At 31.0% G+C, this 18,860-nt stretch carries 17 protein-coding genes and 1 other annotated feature; all 17 genes read left to right on the top strand.

Annotated elements, in window-relative coordinates; translation table 11 throughout:
• Positions 1-219: 219 nt before the first annotated feature.
• Entirely contained in the window at positions 220-711 is a 492-nt protein-coding gene (locus ACSYT2_RS08795) for a PRC-barrel domain-containing protein (protein ID WP_430854855.1), read from the top strand.
• Positions 698-1,729: an AI-2E family transporter gene (locus ACSYT2_RS08790; RefSeq protein ID WP_430854854.1), complete on the top strand. Its 1,032-nt coding sequence runs from the start codon at positions 698-700 to the stop codon at positions 1,727-1,729. The genes ACSYT2_RS08795 and ACSYT2_RS08790 overlap by 14 nt, the downstream gene beginning before the upstream one ends.
• 56 nt (positions 1,730-1,785) lie before the next feature.
• Positions 1,786-1,957, top strand: a binding site (T-box leader).
• Between the two features lie 65 nt (positions 1,958-2,022).
• Entirely contained in the window at positions 2,023-4,662 is a 2,640-nt protein-coding gene (gene alaS, locus ACSYT2_RS08785) for an alanine--tRNA ligase (protein ID WP_438384541.1), read from the top strand.
• A 132-nt stretch (positions 4,663-4,794) separates the two neighbouring features.
• Positions 4,795-5,052, top strand: coding sequence for an IreB family regulatory phosphoprotein (locus tag ACSYT2_RS08780; RefSeq protein WP_430854852.1), 258 nt, complete (start codon positions 4,795-4,797; stop codon positions 5,050-5,052).
• Between the two features lie 58 nt (positions 5,053-5,110).
• Complete coding sequence (ruvX, locus tag ACSYT2_RS08775) at positions 5,111-5,530, top strand: Holliday junction resolvase RuvX (protein WP_430854851.1); 420 nt, start codon at positions 5,111-5,113, stop codon at positions 5,528-5,530.
• Positions 5,531-5,605: 75 nt separating this feature from the next.
• Positions 5,606-5,875 carry a DUF1292 domain-containing protein gene (locus ACSYT2_RS08770; protein ID WP_430854850.1) on the top strand — a complete coding sequence of 90 codons (270 nt, stop codon included), beginning with the start codon at positions 5,606-5,608 and terminating at the stop codon, positions 5,873-5,875.
• Between the two features lie 43 nt (positions 5,876-5,918).
• On the top strand, positions 5,919-6,380 hold the full coding sequence (locus ACSYT2_RS08765; protein WP_430854849.1) for a Fur family transcriptional regulator: 462 nt from the start codon (positions 5,919-5,921) through the stop codon (positions 6,378-6,380).
• A 63-nt stretch (positions 6,381-6,443) separates the two neighbouring features.
• Positions 6,444-8,111 carry a ribonuclease J gene (locus tag ACSYT2_RS08760; RefSeq protein WP_430854848.1) on the top strand — a complete coding sequence of 556 codons (1,668 nt, stop codon included), beginning with the start codon at positions 6,444-6,446 and terminating at the stop codon, positions 8,109-8,111.
• A 136-nt stretch (positions 8,112-8,247) separates the two neighbouring features.
• Positions 8,248-10,074, top strand: coding sequence for a translational GTPase TypA (gene typA / locus ACSYT2_RS08755; RefSeq protein ID WP_430854847.1), 1,827 nt, complete (start codon positions 8,248-8,250; stop codon positions 10,072-10,074).
• 83 nt (positions 10,075-10,157) lie between these two features.
• Positions 10,158-11,186, top strand: coding sequence for an endolytic transglycosylase MltG (gene mltG / locus ACSYT2_RS08750; RefSeq protein WP_430854846.1), 1,029 nt, complete (start codon positions 10,158-10,160; stop codon positions 11,184-11,186).
• 17 nt (positions 11,187-11,203) lie between these two features.
• Positions 11,204-11,848 carry an O-methyltransferase gene (locus ACSYT2_RS08745; protein ID WP_430854845.1) on the top strand — a complete coding sequence of 215 codons (645 nt, stop codon included), beginning with the start codon at positions 11,204-11,206 and terminating at the stop codon, positions 11,846-11,848.
• Positions 11,849-11,853: 5 nt separating this feature from the next.
• Positions 11,854-13,089 carry a peptidase U32 family protein gene (locus ACSYT2_RS08740; protein ID WP_430854844.1) on the top strand — a complete coding sequence of 412 codons (1,236 nt, stop codon included), beginning with the start codon at positions 11,854-11,856 and terminating at the stop codon, positions 13,087-13,089.
• 21 nt (positions 13,090-13,110) lie between these two features.
• Positions 13,111-13,728 carry a uridine kinase gene (gene udk / locus ACSYT2_RS08735; protein WP_430854843.1) on the top strand — a complete coding sequence of 206 codons (618 nt, stop codon included), beginning with the start codon at positions 13,111-13,113 and terminating at the stop codon, positions 13,726-13,728.
• A gap of 119 nt (positions 13,729-13,847) precedes the next feature.
• Entirely contained in the window at positions 13,848-15,389 is a 1,542-nt protein-coding gene (locus ACSYT2_RS08730; RefSeq protein WP_438385010.1) for a penicillin-binding transpeptidase domain-containing protein, read from the top strand.
• A gap of 147 nt (positions 15,390-15,536) precedes the next feature.
• Entirely contained in the window at positions 15,537-16,235 is a 699-nt protein-coding gene (gene sigK, locus ACSYT2_RS08725; protein WP_430854841.1) for an RNA polymerase sporulation sigma factor SigK, read from the top strand.
• Between the two features lie 111 nt (positions 16,236-16,346).
• Positions 16,347-17,402, top strand: coding sequence for a type IV pilus twitching motility protein PilT (locus tag ACSYT2_RS08720; protein ID WP_430854840.1), 1,056 nt, complete (start codon positions 16,347-16,349; stop codon positions 17,400-17,402).
• A 194-nt stretch (positions 17,403-17,596) separates the two neighbouring features.
• Positions 17,597-18,850 carry a cell division FtsA domain-containing protein gene (locus tag ACSYT2_RS08715; RefSeq protein ID WP_438384540.1) on the top strand — a complete coding sequence of 418 codons (1,254 nt, stop codon included), beginning with the start codon at positions 17,597-17,599 and terminating at the stop codon, positions 18,848-18,850.
• Positions 18,851-18,860: the final 10 nt, after the last annotated feature.

Raw genomic sequence — 18,860 nt, 5'->3', positions numbered from 1 at the left:
ATAAATATAATATAAGATTTATAGGGGGAAGTACTTGTACATAAAAGTGAAGAGAATATATTTCGTGACAAAAGTAAGCACATTTAAACTTAAAATATATATTTTTATAGAAAAAATATAAGCAATAAAAAATGAGAATAAATGAAAATTTTAGTAGAAAGAGAATTAAAAAATATTATGATGGGTAAACTATTTTTAACTTACTTAGGAGGTATTTTTATGTACAGGAGTAAAGACTTTTATTTAAAAGGAGTTTATGATTCAAGGGGGAAAAAACTAGGGATAGTTAAAGATATATATATAGATTTTTATAAAGGAGAGGTTAAAGGGATTAAGGTTGCAAACTATGCTCTATTATCTAAGAAAAGTTATGTATGCATAGAAGCTATAATTAATATTGATGAGGATATAATTGTGGAGTCACTAATTGAAGGTGAGGGGTTAAAGCTTTCTGAGGTGATGGGATTAGAAGTAATAGATAAGCTTGGCAATACAAGAGGTGTAGTAGAAGATATATTAATAGATGAAGAGAACTATCAAATAAAAGGGCTCATAGTAAGTTCAGGAATTATAGAAAAAATGATTAGAGGAAAAGAGGTAATATTAATTAATAGGTCAATTTTAGGTGAGAATTATATACTTTATCTTGGTGAAACAGGGATAATTGTAAAAAACATACCTCATGAAATGAAGAATCATGAATATTCTTAAAAAGAATAAGGATATATTTATTAAGTTTTTGATTTGTTTAGGGGTAGTTATTATCCTAGTACTATATCTGTTTCAGGATACCTTTAAAGAAGTAATAAATATAATACTAATATCCTTTTTTGTGGCATATATATTGCGACCTATAAAAAATATAATAAAAGGTAAAGAGCGGCTGAGTGACAGGACAGCATCTATAGTATTAATTCTAGTGATTATCATTTTATCAATTATATCCTTATTTATGTTGCTTCCAAATATGTTTAAAGAACTAAATAATTTAGGACCAACTATTGAAAATTTATATGAATATGTTGAGGGATTTGCTAATAATTCCAAAATCTCAAATTCAACTTTCGTAAGGTTTATATACGAGCAAGGAAAGGAAAAGATATCAATTTTATTAATGAGTTTATCTGAAGGGATAGTTGATAATGTTATTTCCATTAGCGAGAACATATTATCTCTAGCAATAATACCAGTTATAACATATTATTTCTTAGCAGATAGCTCGTGGATAAGTGGTAAAGTATATCTTATAGTACCATTAGAAAAAAGAAATATAGTAAAAAAAATTGTGAAGGATATAGATAAGCTATTAGGTAGATATATAATTAGTCAAGTGGTTTTATCTATTATTATTGCAGTTTTGACGTTCATTATTTTAATACTATTAGGTGTGAAGTTTCCATTATGGTTATCATTACTTAATGGTATATTTAATATTATACCTTACTTTGGACCATTGCTTGGGGGAGTACCGGTAATTCTTATTGCAATGTTAGATTCTCCTACAAAAGGGATCTGGACGGGTATAGCTATATTTTTAATTCAACAGATTGAGGGGAATATATTATCACCTAAAGTAACAGGGGATAGTACCAATATACATCCACTACTAATAATAATTCTTTTATTGATAGGTGAAAAATTTGGCGGATTTATAGGGATGATATTAGTAATTCCTATAGCTGTAGTAATTAAGGTTATATATGAAGATATTAATTATTATTTATTTTGATTTTAGGAGGTATTGACATAATACATATCTTAAAATATAATTTTAGTGAAATTAAATATTAAGCGATGATAAGGATTAGTAGATTTAATTTTTCTATTTAGAGAGAAAGTGGTTGGTGAAAACTTTTTAGAAAATATTTCGAAGCTACCTTGGAGCTATACTCAACTAAGTGATGCATTTATGCATAATTAGGGTGGTACCGCGGAAGTTTAGCCTTTCGTCCCTTTTATATAGGGATGAGGGCTTTTTTTATATTTTTACAAAAAAGAAAGTAAATGTGGAGGTAGAATTAGATGAAACAAATAGGTACAAACGATTTAAGAGAAGAATTTTTGAAGTTCTTCGAAGGAAAAGAACATTTAAGAATGAAGAGTTTTCCTCTTGTTCCAAAGAATGATAAGAGTTTATTATTAATAAATGCTGGAATGGCACCACTTAAGCCATATTTTACAGGACTACAAGAACCACCAAGAAAAAGAGTTACAACTTGTCAAAAGTGTATTAGAACAGGTGATATTGAAAACGTGGGAAAGACATCAAGACATGGTACATTCTTTGAAATGTTAGGTAACTTCTCATTTGGGGATTATTTTAAAGAAGAAATAATTCCATGGGCTTGGGAGTTCATTACGGAAGTTTTACAAATACCAAAAGAAAAGTTATATGTAACAATATATCTTGAAGATGATGAAGCTTTTGAAATTTGGAAGAGTAAGACAGATGTTGATCCAAGTAGAATATTTAGATTGGGCAAGGATGATAACTTCTGGGAAATAGGTGTTGGACCATGTGGCCCATGTACAGAAATTCACTTTGATAGAGGTGAAGGAGTTATTACAAATGTAGATGATTTCTTAAAGGCTGCAGATGAAGATAGAGTTGTAGAGTTCTGGAATCTTGTATTTACACAATTTGATAAGGATGAAGAAGGTAATTATAATAAGCTTGATAATCCTAATATAGATACAGGAATGGGTCTTGAGAGAATTGCAACAATTATGCAAGGGGTTAATAACATATTTGAGATAGACACTGTAAGAAGTATTTTAAATAAGGTATGTGAGCTTTCAAATGTAAAATATGGAGAAGATTCGACTAAAGATATTTCTTTAAGAATAATAACTGATCATGTTAAAAGTGTTACAATGTTAATATCAGATGGAGTTGCTCCAAGTAATGAAGGAAGAGGTTATGTTCTAAGAAGACTTCTAAGAAGAGCAGCTAGACATGGAAGATTACTTGGAATTAAGGGATTATTCTTAACTGAAATTGTTGATTCTGTTGTTGATAATTATGGTGCATCATATGAAGAATTAAAAGAGAATTTATCATATATCAAGAAGATAATTTCCTTAGAAGAAGAAAGATTTAATGAAACAATAGATTCAGGTATGAATATTCTTTTAAGTTATATTGATGAGCTTACAAAGGCAAATAAAGATACTTTAGAAGGTGAAAAAGCATTTAAACTTTATGATACATTTGGATTCCCTTACGAATTAACAGAGGAAATCTGTGAAGAGAAGGGATTAAAAGTTGATAGAGAAGCCTTTGAAAAAGAAATGAATGATCAAAGAACTAGGGCAAGAAATGCTAGGGGAGAATCATCGTATATGGGAAGTGATGAACTTCCAATAAATAAGATAGACTCATCAATAGAAAGTGAGTTTGTAGGATATACTACGTTAAAAGTTGAAGGGGAAATATTAGTATTAGCAGATGATAAAGAATTTAGAGAAGTGCTAAATCCAGGAGAAAAAGGATTTATCTTAACTGATAAGACACCCTTTTATGCTGAAATGGGTGGTCAAACAGGAGATAAGGGAGAAATCTTTGGAGATAATTTTAAGGTAGTTGTTTTCGATACAAAGAACAATGTGGGTGGTAAGACAATCCATTATGTTAAGGTGATTGAAGGAACAGTTAAGACTGGTGATAAGGTTACTTTACAAGTCGATAAAGCAAGAAGAAATAATATTTGTAAGAATCATACAGCAACTCATATGGTTCAAGAAGCATTAAAGGAAGTAGTAGGGGACCATATACATCAAGCTGGTTCATATGTAGATGATGAAAGATTAAGATTTGACTTTACTCATTTCCAAGGATTAACAAGGGAGGAAATAGATAAAGTAGAAGCTTTAGTAAATGAAAAAATCATGGATGTTTATGAAGTTGATACTGATTTAATGACTTTAGAAGAAGCAAAAGAAAGCGGTGCAATGGCCTTATTTGATGATAAATATGGAGAAAAGGTAAGGGTAGTATCAGTTGGAGACTTTGCTAAAGAATTATGTGGTGGAACACATGTAACCAATTCAGGAGAAATAGGTTTATTTAAAATTATTGCTGAATCAGGTGTTGCAGCTGGTATTAGAAGAATGGAGGCTGTAACAGGATTTAATGCAATTAAATATGTAGAAGAGAAGCAAAGATTATTAAATGATGCATGTCAGGCTCTTAAATGTAATGATAAAGATATTTTAAATAGAATAGCATCACAAGGATTAGAGATTAAAGAAAAAGAAAAGGAAATAGCTGAACTTAAGAGTAAATTAACCAGTGGTGCAGAGGATGAAATCTTAAAGTCAGTTAAAGATGTAAGTGGTATAAAAGTAGTAGCTTATGCACTTGCAGATGTTGATGGAAATGCATTAAGAGACTTAGCTGATAAAATGAGAAATAAGATTGGTAGTGGAGTAGTAGTTCTTGTTAGTAATGTAGGTGGAAAAGTTAACTTAGTGGCTATGGCAACTAAGGACATATTAAATTCAGGAGTACATTGTGGAAAGATAATTAAGGAAGTCGCTTCAATTGTTGGAGGAGGGGGCGGTGGTAGACCAGATATGGCACAAGCCGGCGGAAAGAATCCAGATAAAATTGACGAAGCAATAGAAAAGGTATATGGAATAGTTGAATCTTTAGTAAAATAGTGTACTTTTAATAGGAATTAGGTTATAATTAGGTATGAATAAAAATACTTTGAGTGGTTATACTAAAGGTGATGTTCAGATTCCTTAACAATATGTAAGGGGGGTGAGCTGCAATATAGCGCAGCGTGAATTATGAGTAATAATATGGAACATACAATGCAGTTTGATGTATCAAAAAATAAAGAGGCATTAACAAAAGCGATTTTAACAGAGGTATATGATTCTTTACAAAAAAAAGGATATAACCCTATAAATCAACTTGTTGGATATTTAATATCTGGAGACCCTACTTACATTACAAATCATAACGGAGCAAGAGCTTTAGTAAGAAAACTTGAGAGAGACGAAATTCTTGAGGAAGTAATAAAATCTTATTTAGAGATTAAATAGAAGGTGCCCGTTTTATACGGGCACCTTTAATAATATATTTAGGTTCAGGAGTTAAATAATGAGAATATTAGGTTTAGATGTAGGGCAAAAGACAATAGGAGTTGCAATTTCAGACCCTTTAGGATTTACTGCTCAAGGTATAACAACAATTCGTAGAAGTAAAAAAGTTGATGATATTGAGGCTGTAAAGAAAATTTGTGATGAATATGAAGTAGAAACTATTGTTATTGGTTTGCCAAAGAATATGAATGGATCTATTGGATTTGCTGGCGAAAAAATAATGGAATTCACAGAGTTAGTAAAAGAGTCGATTGATATTAAAGTTGAATTCTGGGATGAAAGATTAACAACGGTAGCTGCACATAGAGCAATGCTTGAGGCTGATTTATCAAGAGGAAAGAGAAAAAAGATAGTTGATAAGATCGCAGCAACCTATATACTTCAAGGTTACTTGGATAGATTATCTAATTTGAAGTAAATACATTCCCAATTGAAAATTATTATTGACAGAAACTATATTAATAAATTAGGATAATAAAAAGGAGAGATATAAATGGTTAAAGAATTAGAGTTTATATATTTATTAAATGAAGAAGGTAAAGAAGAAAAAATGAGAGTAATTACTTTCTTTAAAATTGAAGATTTAAATCAAGAATATGTTGTAGTTACTCCTGCTAATGTAGATGCAGATGAAGCATATGTATTAAAATACATCAAAGAGGAAGATGGAACAGAAAACTATGTTACTATAGATAATGATCAAGAATTTGACTTAGTAGCTGAAACTTACGAGCTATTAATGCAAGAAGATATAGAAGAATAACAAAAAAATAAGGAAAATTTAATTAAGAAAGAGGGTGTTGTTAGTGGGTAGAGAGGTCAATATAGACTTCAATGTTCTTAAGGAGGATTTAAAAAGCAAGGGGTATAAACTTACACCTCAAAGAAGAGCAATTGTAGATACTATAATAGAGAGCGAAGGTAAGCATTTAACAGCAGAAGAAATATATGATGAGGTTAAAAAGAATTGTCCTGAAATAGGGCTTGCAACCGTTTATAGAACTATTTTGCTGTTGGAGGATATTGGAGTGGTTAGTAGACTACACCTAAATGATGGTTGTAGTAGGTACGAGTTAGTTCATAGTGATGAAACGCATAGACATCATCATCTTGTTTGTAACAATTGTAATAGTGTAATTGAAGTGCAAGATGATTTATTAGAGGAACTTGAAGAAGGTATAGAAACAGAATATGGGTTTAAAATACTAGACCATGCTTTAAAGTTCTATGGCGTATGCAGTGAGTGTCAAAAGAAAAATAATGAATAAAAGGACTATTTTATTTATGGTAGAAACCTTTATTTATATATAAAATAAAGAAGGAGGGGAAAAATGAGAACAGAAAGAGCAAAGGTTAAAATTATACCTCTTGGAGGTTTGAGTGAAATCGGCAAGAACCTTACAGCTATAGAGTTTAAGGATGACATAGTTGTTATTGATTGTGGACTTAGATTCCCAGACGAAGATATGTTTGGAATAGATGTTGTAATACCCGATATCTCATACCTAATAAAAAACCAAGAAAAAGTTAGAGGTATATTTTTAACTCACGGACATGAGGACCATATAGGAGCCTTACCCTATGTATTAAGGCAATTAAACGTTCCTGTATATGGTACTAAGTTAACATTAGGAATAGTTGAGACCAAACTTAGAGAACACGGATTACTAGGATCAACAACTTTGGTAAGGGTTAAACCAAGGGATATTATAAAGTTAAATACAGTTTCTGTTGAATTTATAAAGACTAATCATTCAATAGCAGATTCAGTAGCCATTGCTATCCATACACCTTTAGGAGTAGTACTTCATACAGGAGATTTTAAAATTGATTATACTCCTATTGATGGAGAATTAACTGATTTTGCAAGGCTTGCAGAATTAGGGAAAAAGGGTGTTTTGGTAATGCTTGCTGACTCTACTAATGTGGAGAGACCTGGATATACAATGTCTGAAAGAGTTGTTGGAGATAGTTTCATGAGATTATTTGCAAAGGCATCTGGAAGAATTATAGTTGCAACATTTGCATCAAATATTCATAGAATCCAACAAATAATTGATGCAGCAGAGGCCCATGGAAGAAAAGTGGCTGTTTCAGGAAGAAGTATGGAAAATATTCTTCAAGTAGCAATGGAACTAGGTTATTTAGAAACTAAAGATGAAACATTAATTTCAATTGATCAGATTTCAAAGTTCCAAGAAAGTCAAATCGTACTAATTACAACTGGCAGTCAAGGTGAACCAATGTCAGCATTAGCAAGAATGGCAGCATCTGAACATCGTAAAATAAATATAGTTGAAGGTGATACTGTAATCATTTCAGCATCACCAATTCCTGGGAATGAAAAAACTGTTTCAAGGGTTGTTAATCAATTATTTAAAAAAGGTGCAGAGGTTATATACGAATCTCTTGCAGAAGTACATGTATCAGGGCATGCTTGTCAAGAAGAATTAAAACTTATGCAGATGTTAGTAAAACCAAGATTCTTTATTCCTGTTCATGGAGAGTATAGACATTTAAAACAACATGCAGAATTAGCGTGTAATCTAGGATTACCTGAAAGGAACTATGTTCTTGCTGAAAATGGGGATGTAATTGAGGTCACTAGGAATTATATTAAGAAGAGTGGTATAGTTCCATCAGGACAGGTATTTGTAGATGGTCTAGGAGTAGGAGATGTTGGTCATATAGTATTAAGAGATAGAAAACATCTTTCTCAAGATGGGATTTTAACTGTTGTAGTAACAATAGAAAGAGAAAGTGGTTCAGTAATAGCAGGTCCAGATATTATATCAAGAGGATTCGTTTATGTAAGAGAATCTGAGGGATTAATGGATGAGGCTAGAGAAATGGTAAAATCAGTGCTTAGAGATTGTGAAGAAAAAAATATTACTGACTGGGCAACATTGAAATCAAATATGAGAGATGAATTAAGAGAATTCTTATATGAAAAGACAAAGAGAAAACCGATGATATTACCAATAATAATGGAAATATAAGGTATTGACTTTTTCTTATTAAAATATTAAAATAAAAAATGGCACAGAAATTGGGTACAAATGTATCCAATTTTCTTTTTGAAAAAAACATTTATAGGTTTACATAAAGGAAACCAAAGAAAGCTGGAGGAATAGCATGGAATTAAATAAAAGAGAAGATATCAGAAATATTGCAATAATAGCCCACGTTGATCATGGTAAAACTACAATGGTAGACGCATTATTAAGACAAAGTAATATTTTTAGATCAAATGAAAAAGTTCAAGAAAGAGTAATGGACTCAAATGACTTAGAAAAGGAAAGAGGAATTACAATTCTTTCAAAGAATACTGCTGTAATGCATAACGGAGTAAAAATTAATATAATAGATACTCCAGGACATGCTGATTTCGGTGGAGAAGTAGAACGTGTACTTAAGATGGTTGACTCAGTTTTACTAGTAGTTGATTCATATGAGGGACCAATGCCACAAACTAAATTCGTTTTAAAGAAGGCTTTAGAACTAGGGCTAAAACCAATTGTTGTTATAAACAAAATTGATAAACCTGATGCAAGACCAGAAGATGTAATTGATGAAGTATTTGACTTATTCGTTGAGTTAGGTGCAGAAGATGAACAATTAGACTTCCCTATTATTTACGCTTCAGCTAGAAATGGTTTTGCAAGATATAATGTAGATGATACAAATGATGATATGCAACCTCTATTTGAAACAATAATAAAGCATGTACAAGAACCAGAAGGTTATTTAGATGCTCCATTCCAAATGCTAGTTTCAACATTAGATACTAATGCTTTTGTTGGTAAGATTGCAATTGGTAAGATTCATAGAGGAAAAGTAAGAAAGAATCAATCAGTAGCTCTAGTAAGTATTGATGGGTCTACAAAGAATTACAAAGTAACAAATTTATTCACATATGATGGGTTAAAGAGAGTAGAAACAGAAGAGGCATTTTTCGGTGATATAGTAGCAATAAGTGGTGTGACTGATGCCAATATTGGTGAAACTATTGCAGATTCAGAAAATCCAGAAGCATTACCATTTGTTCACATAGATGAACCAACATTAAGTATGAACTTTATGGTTAATGATTCACCTCTTGCAGGTCAAGAAGGAGAATTTATAACTTCAAGACATTTAAGAGATAGATTAATGCAGGAGTTAGAAACTAACGTAAGCTTAAGAGTAAAAGAAATTACTCCAGATTGCTTTGAGGTTTCAGGTAGGGGAGAATTACATTTATCAATTCTTATTGAAACAATGAGAAGAGAAGGATATGAATTCCAAGTATCAAAGGCAAATGTTATATTTAAAGAAGAAAATGGAAAGAAGCTTGAACCGATGGAATACTTAACAATCGATGTTCCAGAAGAATTTATGGGACCTGTTATGGAGAAGCTTGGACCAAGAAAAGCAGAAATGGTAAACATGACTTCAGCAGTTAATGGTTATTCAAGACTTGAGTTCATAGTACCAGCTAGAGGATTAATTGGATTTAGAAATGAATTCATGACTGATACAAAAGGTAACGGGATAATGAATCACGTATTTGATAGCTATGGTCCATATAAGGGTGAGATTCCAACAAGAAGTAGAGGTTCAATAGTATCATTTGAATCAGGTGAGGCTATTGCTTATGGATTATTTAATGCACAAGACAAGGGTCAATTATTTATAGGAGCAGGAGTTCCAGTATATCAAGGAATGGTAGTTGGTGTTTGTGGTAGAGCCGAAGACATAGATATAAATGTATGTAAAGGTAAGAAACTTACAAATACAAGATCATCAGGAGCTGATGATGCAGTTAAACTAGTGCCACCAGTTGTTATGTCTTTAGAAAATTCTCTAGAATTTATTAACAATGATGAACTAGTAGAAGTAACTCCATTAAGTATAAGAATGAGAAAAACTGTACTTGATAGCAATGAGAGAAGAAGACTTATAAGCAGAAATAAAAAGTAGTCTTTTTAAAACCCGAAAAAAGTATTATAATAAAAGTAAATAGCCTATACTAGGCTATTTACTTTTCTATATAGGGGGATTTTATGAGGAAATTCAAAATAAAGAGATTAGTTTTAGCTATAACGATTATTCTAATCTTTGCATGTGGAGGGTTATTATTAAGCTATTATTTTAGTATAAACAAGCCTTTGAAAGTAAATGGTGAGAATATATCAATTGAAGTTGAGGATGGCGAAGCTTTCAATAGTCTTTTAGATAGATTAGAAAGTGAAGGCATATTACGAAGTAAAACTCTAATTAAAGTTAACCTTAAATTACAAAAGAGGGATACTACAATAATTCCAGGTACATATGATATTAATGGAGACATAACTTTAAATGAGTTAATAAAGACACTTCAAACAGAGGATTTGACGAAAAATCAAGTAGCTGTAACAATACCTGAAGGCTTTAATATTGATGAAATTGCAGAAGTACTTGAGGAAAATGGATTATTTTCTAAAGAGGAATTTATAAGTGCTATAAAAGAGTATGAAATTCCTAGTTATGTTAAGAATAATTCTATGAAGAAATACAATCTAGAAGGCTATTTATATCCAGACACATATTATTTCAATAAAGATGTTGAACCTAAACAAGTTATAAAAACTATGAATGAGGAGTTTAATAAAATTATTGAAGAGATATCTAAAGAAACTGGAAAAGAGATTAAGGAAGATGATATTGAGAGAATCATTACTATAGCTTCATTGATTGAAGAAGAAGCACAGCTTGATGAAGAGAGAAGAACTGTTTCTTCAGTTATAGAAAATAGATTAGAAAAAGGAATGAAATTAGAGTTTTGCTCAACAATTAATTATGCATGGGGAGAGCATATTGTAGATTTAAGAAATAGACATCTTGAGATTGATTCTCCTTACAATACCTACAAGAATTCAGGTTTACCAGTGGGGCCTATTGCAAATTCTGGCAAGGAATCTATTATTGCAGCAGTAAATCCTGAGAAAACAGATTATTTATATTTTGTTTTATTAAATAATCAAGGTGGCAAACATCATTTCTCAGTTACAGGAGAAGAACATGAGAAAGTAAAAAAAGAACAGGGGCTTTAAACCTTTAGGAGGATAACATGAGTGGTATAACATATGACTATATGGAGGAGTACATTAGGGGATTAATACCAGAAAGAGAAGGTACTCTTAAAGAAATTGAAGAATTTGCAAGGGAAAACGGAGTTCCAATAGTGCAAAAAGAAGCAGGTAAATTCCTTGAATTTATGGTTAGTATGAAGAGACCTTTGAGAATATTGGAACTTGGAACAGCAATTGGATTTTCATCAATTTTAATGTATGAAGCAGCAGGTACAAATCCTGATATAATAACAATTGAAAGAGATAGTAGAATGATAGAGCTTGCAAAAATAAATTTAGAGAAATTTAACCTTGCGGATAAAATTAAAATTGAGGAAGGGGACTGTCTTGAAATATTAGAAAAACTAGAAGAACCCTTTGATTTAATTTTTATGGATGCTGGGAAAGGACATTACAACCATTTTTTACCACATTGTTTAAGGTTATTAAAAGATGATGGGGTTATTGTAGCAGATAATGTACTTTTTAGGGGAATGGTAGCCTCAAAAGAATTAGTTAAAAGAAGAAAGATTACTATTGTAAAAAGAATGAAAACTTATTTGGAATTGGTATCAAATGATGAAAATTTAATAACTTCTGTAATACCTATGGGGGATGGAATTGCAGTGACTAAGAGGAGGTAATTAATATGATGAAACCAGAAATTTTAGCACCAGCAGGTAGTCTAGAAAAGCTAAAGATAGCTGTAGACTTTGGTGCTGACGCTGTTTATATAGGTGGAGGTAGACTTAACCTTAGAGCATTTTCAGATAATTTCACCAATGAGGAAATTGCGGAAGGTGTGAAGTATTGTCATGATAGAGGAGCAAAGTTATATGTAACAATGAATGTTTTTCCAAGGAATCATGACTTAACGGGAGTAGAGGATTATATTATTGGTCTTAATAATTTAGGGATAGATGCAATAATAGTTGCAGATCCTTCAATAGTTGTGACAGCAAAGGAAGTAGCACCTGATCTAGAAATTCATTTAAGTACTCAAGCCAATATAACTAATTGGAAAGCTGCAAAATTCTGGTATGAGCAAGGTTGCCAAAGAATAGTACTAGCAAGGGAACTTACTTTTAATGAAATAAAAACAATAAGATCAAATTTACCTGCAGATTGTGAGTTAGAAGCATTTATACATGGATCTATGTGTGTAGCATATTCAGGTAGATGTTTAATATCTAACTATATGTTAGGTAGAGATGCTAACAAAGGAATTTGTTCAAATGCTTGTAGATATAAGTACTTTTTAGTAGAAGAGACAAGACCGAATGAATATTATCCAGTAATAGAAGATGATAATGGTACTTATATAATGAATTCAAAAGATTTATGCATGATAAAACATATACCAGATTTAATGAAGAGTGGAATTTATTCATTTAAAATAGAGGGAAGAATGAAAAGTGAGTTCTACGTTGCTTCAGTAGTAAAAGCATATAGAGAAGCTATTGACTCATATATGGCGAATCCAGAAGGTTATGAGTTTAAAGAAGAGTGGATGCATACATTAACAAGAATTAGTCATAGAAACTACCATACAGGATTTTACTATGGTAAAACTGGAGAGCAAAATTATGATGAATCTTCTTATATTAGAGATTATGACATCGTAGGGGTAGTAAAATCCTATGATGAAAAAACTAAAACTGCAACAATTCTTCAAAAGAACAGAGTATTCCAAGGAGATGAGGTTGAAGTACTAAGAGCACATACTCCAAACTTCAAGGTACAATTAGATAATATGTTTGATTTAGATAAGGGTGTAGAAACGAATGTAGCAAATAGAGCAATGATGATGTTTAGTGCAAAAGTCGATACTCCTTTAAAAGAAAATGATATGTTAATTAAAGGTAATAAAGTTTTAACACTTTAGAGGTAACGAGGAGGAATACAAATGATAAAACCAATACTTATTGGGATAACAGGTGGAACAGGATCAGGAAAGAGTACAATCGCTAAGGAAATATATGAGACCTTTGGAGGAAATCAAATTGCAATGATGCAACAAGATGCCTATTATAAGGATCAAAGTTACCTTACAATGGAAGAAAGAATTAAAACTAATTATGATCATCCTAAAGCTTTTGACAATACATTATTAGTAGAACATTTAAAGGAATTGGTTAAGGGAAATTCTATTGAAAAGCCAATATATGATTTTACAGTTCATAATAGAGCTAAAGAGACAGTCAAAGTTGAACCAAAAGAAATAATTATTGTTGAAGGTATTTTAGTTCTTGAAGATGAGAGAATAAGAGATTTACTTGATATTAAAGTATATGTTGATACTGATGCTGATGTTAGAATTATTAGAAGATTGTTAAGAGATATGGAAGAGAGAGGAAGGACAGTACAATCTGTTATAGAACAATATTTATCGGTTGTAAGACCTATGCACTTCCAGTTTACTGAACCAACAAAAAGATTTGCGGATATTATTATTCCAGAAGGTGGACATAATAAAGTTGCAATAGATATATTAGTATCTAAGATGAAAGATATATTAAAATAATTTGAATAAAACGCCTTTTCTCTGTCGAGAATCTAAGACAGAGGGAGGTGTTTATTATTTTTATTGAGAAAAATAATAAAAGAGTAAGTAGTGTATTAGTAGTATTTATTGTGATATTTATGCTGCTATCGGTAAGACTATTCTTTCTTCAAGTTTATCCAACAGAAAATGTGACAAGCCAATATCAAAACCATCAATCAGAAAAAATAAGTGATTCAAGATATATGATATTGGATACTGAAGGTAAAGATTTGATGAAATATAATAAAAAGTATTATCTTGTAATTGATAAAAAGCCATTTAGTTTAAATAATTACGAAGAGACTTTAGAGAACATTATGGCACTTGATTTTATTATGAAAGGAGAAAATCCAGACTTTAACTATACTGATATTATGAAGTCAGAAGGGAAAGTTTACTACGATGTATCAGAGGAAACTTATAATAAAATTAATAAATTAAACAATGTTAAAGGAATATATACTTATGCTTATGATGAAGTAGATAGAAAAAAAGCATGGTCAGTAAGTACATTTTTATCTAATATAAAAAAGGAAGATGAAAAAATTGGGAACTCTTTAGAGGCTGATTTAAATGAGTTTCTAAAAGACAATGATATTCCAAGAAAAAATTTTTACCTTGATAGTAAAGCAGTCTACGGTAAGAGTGAAACTGAGGTTTCAAAAGAAAATAAAAATATTAAATTAACTATAAATAAGGATATAGAGGAAAAGATTAGGTTGGTATTAGCTAAAGATGAATTCAAGAACTTGAGTAATATTGGAGTAACGATTATGGAGTCTGATACAGGAAAGATAAGAGCAATGGTTCAAAAGGATGAAAGTGCTGCAAATATTAATCTTGCTATTGAAGGAAGTGGATATGAACCAGGATCAGTATTCAAGCTAATTACATTAGCTACAGCACTTGATAAAGGGGTTATTACTCTTGGGGATTCATTTACATGTACTGGCAATATATGCAAGGATCAGATTCATGGTAGATTAACTGTTGAAAAAGCTTTGGAAAAGTCTTGCAACGATATATTTGCAAAGATTGGAAATGAAGTAGGATATAATGAGGTAATGGATTATGCAGAAAAAACAGGTCTTTTTAATAGGGTACTAAATATTCAAGGTGATGGCAGGAATGAGAGTATGGGTATTAAACCTAAAGAAAGTGATGGGATGAATAACATATCAATAGGACAGTGCTTAACGGTTTCTCCAATACAAATTCTTGGGGCAACTAATGCAATAATAAATGATGGGAAGTATGTAAAGCCATATATTGTTGAGGATATATTAGATAAAGATGATAATATAATAAAGAGTTTCAACACGGAGGGTAATAAAATATATAGTCAAACAACATCTAAACTACTAAAGCAATCAATGCAAAAAGTTGTTAAAGAAGGTACTGGTATTAAGGCAAATGTAGCGGGGGTAGAGTTAGGTGGAAAGACAGGGTCAGCTACTAGCGGTGTAGGTAATACTCATGGATGGTTTTCAGGTTACTTCAAATTAAATGGAAAGATGTATACAATGACTGTATTTGTACCTGATATAGAAGGAAAAGGAGTAAATGGAGAGGATTTAGGTGGAGGAAATACAGCAGCACCTATTTTTGCAGAGGTTATAAAATATTTAATTTCAAAATAGAATATTTAGGGAAGATCAAATAATATATTAGTATTAATATTGAGGGTAATTTAGATATTAAAAGTGACAATTAAATATTAAAATAAATAGGCAATATATCCTCTTGTAGTGAATATTATATTAATAAGCACGACAAGGAGGAGTAAGGTGTTTTTATTAACAAATTTCTTAGAACTTATATCTAACTCCCTATTTTTAACAGGATATATTACAGGCAATAATACCTTTCCTATGCCTTTAGATGAAAAGGAAGAAGAGTTATATTTAAAGAAGTTAAAAGATGGAGATAAAGGAGCAAAAAGTGTACTTATAGAAAGGAATCTTCGGTTGGTTGCACATATAGTTAAAAAATATTCATTTCCGAATAAGGATGTAGATGAATTAATATCTATAGGAACAGTAGGTTTAATCAAAGCTATAGATTCCTTCGATTCAGGAAAAGGAACTAGATTAGCAACATACGCCTCAAGGTGTATAGAAAATGAAATACTTATGCTTTTTAGAAATAATAAAAAGCAAAAAAGTGAGGTTTATCTACAGGATCCTATAGGGGTAGATAAAGAAGGAAATGAAATATGTTTAATAGATGTATTAAGTAGTGAAAAAGATTCTGTTATTGATAAGGTTGAAAGTAACCTTCAAATAAGAGCACTATATAATAAAATGTATGAAATCCTAAGTAAAAGGGAATGTGATATACTAATCATGAGATATGGTTTGGAAGATGGAAGATGTAGAACTCAAAGAGAAATTGCATCATCATTATGTATATCGCGTTCATATGTATCTAGAATAGAGAAAAAAGCACTAAAGAAATTACAAAAATCATTATTCTCAAAAAATTAAGAAAAAATTGCTAAATTCTTCTAAATAATAGAGGGATTTAGCTTTTTCTATAGAATATATCTTAATGAATAAATAAATGTTTTTATGTATAGTTAAGATGGAGGTAAAGTAATGTATGTATTAAATGACTTATTGATAAAAACTTTAGAATTACAAGCATCAGATTTACACTTGACAGTTGGAATTCCACCTACAGTAAGAGTTAATGGAAGATTGATTCCTTTGGGTCCAGATAAATTATTCCCACAAGATATTGAGGGATTTGCAAAAGAAATATTAGGGGAAAAATTTGAAAGATATGCACAGGTTGGGGAGTTAGATACATCTTATTCTGTGCTAGGAACGGGTAGATTCAGAGTTAATGTATTTAAACAAAGAAATAGTGACGCAATAGCACTTAGAGTTATTACTTTAAAAGTACCGACCTTAGATGAATTGAAACATCCTAGAATATTAAAAGATTTAATTCAAAAGCAAAGAGGTTTAGTATTAGTAACTGGTCCTACAGGTAGTGGTAAATCTACAACACTTGCAGCTATGATTAATGAAATTAATTCAACAAGACAAGCTCATATTATAACATTAGAGGATCCGATAGAATATTTACACAAACATAATAAGTGTATTATAAATCAAAGAGAAATCGGAAAAGATAGTAAAAGCTATCAGAACGCATTAAGAGCAATACTTAGAGAAGATCCAGATGTTATTCTTGTAGGGGAAATGAGAGATCTTGAAACTATTTCTATAGCTATTACAGCAGCAGAAACAGGTCATTTAGTATTTTCAACATTGCATACCATTGGAGCAGCAAAAACAATAGACAGAATTATAGATGTATTTCCACCACATCAACAACAGCAAATAAGAATACAGCTGGCAGCAGTACTACAAGGGATTATATCACAGCAATTAGTACAAACTGCTGATGGAAGCGGTAGAGTTGCAGCGCTTGAAATAATGACTATTACACCAGGTATTCAGAACTTAGTTAGAGAAGGTAAGACACATCAAATTGAATCATCAATCCAAACAGGAACCAAATATGGAATGAAGACTATGGATATGGCCTTATCAGATTTATTTAAAAGAGGTATTATTACGAAAGAAACAGCATTAACTTATGCAGTGGATAGAGAAACAATTAAGAGAATAATGATGTTATAAGATTATTATTAATCTGTATAAAAATTTGTGAGGGAAGTAAGTACTTCCCTCTTTTATTAATTCCAAAAAAATATATTGTTGGTACAATATACATTAGAGAAATTTACTTTAAAATTAAAATTAAAAAAGGAAATTCTATGATTGTGTTGAATAAGAATAATATAGTTTACTGCAGAGGAGGGAAGACAGAATAAATGGAAGAAGTTTTAGTGGCATCAATTGACTTTGGTAGCAAAAAGATTTCTGCTTCCTTAGGTAGATGTGGTGATGAGGATATAGATATTCTTGGAACTGCTTATGCTACGGAAAAAGGAATGGAAAAAGGATTGGTAAAAGATAAGATTAAGTGTATGGAATCACTTAAATCTGTAATCACAAAGCTTGAGACAAGTACTAATGAGAAAATTACAGATATATATGCTGGAATATCTTCAAGGAATCTACGGATTACAGAAATATCAGCAAATATTAATCTGACTGAAGGTAAAGTAAGAGCAAAAGATATTAGAAGAGCTATTGAAAGAGGACGTAGGAATGTTACTATAGCTGATGGGGAAGAAATTGTTGATATACTAATAAATTTTTATTCCTTGGATGAAAAGGTGATTAATGAAAGTATTATTGGCTGGAAGGGAAATACATTAACTTTAAATTTAACAGTAATACTGGGTCCGACAAAGGAATTAGATAAATTTAGAGAGGTCATAAGTGGATGTGGATATAATCTTAAAGGATTTATAGTTAACATAATAACTGGTAAGGAAATATTTCTTAATGGAAAAAGTGCAATGGGGATAAAAGCTCTTGTTGATATTGGTGGAGGAACTTCAGACATTGCTATATTTAGGAATGGTATAATTAAGTACATATACTCACTACCAATTGGCGGTAATAATATAACTAAAGATTTATCAATATGTGGTAAATTTTCAATGGGGGAAGCAGAAAAGCTAAAAACTATATATAGTAGTAACTATGAGACTTTGTTTAATGAAAATGCAGATGAAGATATAATTGACGTTGGAACAACAAAGGTATCAAGAACTTTATTTTATGAAGTTGCAAAGGCAAGGATAGAGGAACTATTAAAATATGTAAATATTGAGTTAAAAAACACTTCCTTTTTTGATGGAATTTGTAGTATAATTATATATGGCGATGGTATAGCATACTTTGAAAATGTAAGCAGTGTAGCGAGGGAGCAGATCCATAAAAAAACTACAGTAGTTACAAAAGATTACTTAGGGATGCAAAATCCGGCCAATGTAACTTCTTTAGCTATTGTTAAGGAAGTATATGATAGGTTAAAATTAGTATATGAAGATTCAACAGAAGTTGAAATAGAAAAAAAGATTGAAAACGAAGTAGTTAGAGAAATATTAAACGAGAAAAAAGAACGAGAAGGAATACTTGGAAAGTTTAGAAGTTTTCTAGAGGATATTTTCTAAAGGGAGGAAT

The organism is Clostridium zhoujianii, from assembly GCF_051590805.1.
In the GTDB taxonomy this organism is placed as follows: Bacteria; Bacillota; Clostridia; order Clostridiales; family Clostridiaceae; genus Clostridium.
The sequence above is the reverse complement of the archived record's forward strand: the minus strand, read 5'-3'. Positions and strand labels throughout refer to the sequence as shown.

Bases quoted from the DNA above. Each gene is read 5' to 3' on its own strand.
- ACSYT2_RS08795 (WP_430854855.1), top strand. From the start codon at position 220: ATGTACAGGAGTAAAGACTTTTATTTAAAAGGAGTTTATGATTCAAGG.
- ACSYT2_RS08790 (WP_430854854.1), top strand. From the start codon at position 698: ATGAATATTCTTAAAAAGAATAAGGATATATTTATTAAGTTTTTGATT.
- alaS (WP_438384541.1), top strand. From the start codon at position 2,023: ATGAAACAAATAGGTACAAACGATTTAAGAGAAGAATTTTTGAAGTTC.
- ACSYT2_RS08780 (WP_430854852.1), top strand. From the start codon at position 4,795: ATGAGTAATAATATGGAACATACAATGCAGTTTGATGTATCAAAAAAT.
- ruvX (WP_430854851.1), top strand. From the start codon at position 5,111: ATGAGAATATTAGGTTTAGATGTAGGGCAAAAGACAATAGGAGTTGCA.
- ACSYT2_RS08770 (WP_430854850.1), top strand. From the start codon at position 5,606: ATGGTTAAAGAATTAGAGTTTATATATTTATTAAATGAAGAAGGTAAA.
- ACSYT2_RS08760 (WP_430854848.1), top strand. From the start codon at position 6,444: ATGAGAACAGAAAGAGCAAAGGTTAAAATTATACCTCTTGGAGGTTTG.
- typA (WP_430854847.1), top strand. From the start codon at position 8,248: ATGGAATTAAATAAAAGAGAAGATATCAGAAATATTGCAATAATAGCC.
- mltG (WP_430854846.1), top strand. From the start codon at position 10,158: ATGAGGAAATTCAAAATAAAGAGATTAGTTTTAGCTATAACGATTATT.
- ACSYT2_RS08745 (WP_430854845.1), top strand. From the start codon at position 11,204: ATGAGTGGTATAACATATGACTATATGGAGGAGTACATTAGGGGATTA.
- ACSYT2_RS08740 (WP_430854844.1), top strand. From the start codon at position 11,854: ATGATGAAACCAGAAATTTTAGCACCAGCAGGTAGTCTAGAAAAGCTA.
- udk (WP_430854843.1), top strand. From the start codon at position 13,111: ATGATAAAACCAATACTTATTGGGATAACAGGTGGAACAGGATCAGGA.
- ACSYT2_RS08730 (WP_438385010.1), top strand. From the start codon at position 13,848: ATGCTGCTATCGGTAAGACTATTCTTTCTTCAAGTTTATCCAACAGAA.
- ACSYT2_RS08720 (WP_430854840.1), top strand. From the start codon at position 16,347: ATGTATGTATTAAATGACTTATTGATAAAAACTTTAGAATTACAAGCA.
- ACSYT2_RS08715 (WP_438384540.1), top strand. From the start codon at position 17,597: ATGGAAGAAGTTTTAGTGGCATCAATTGACTTTGGTAGCAAAAAGATT.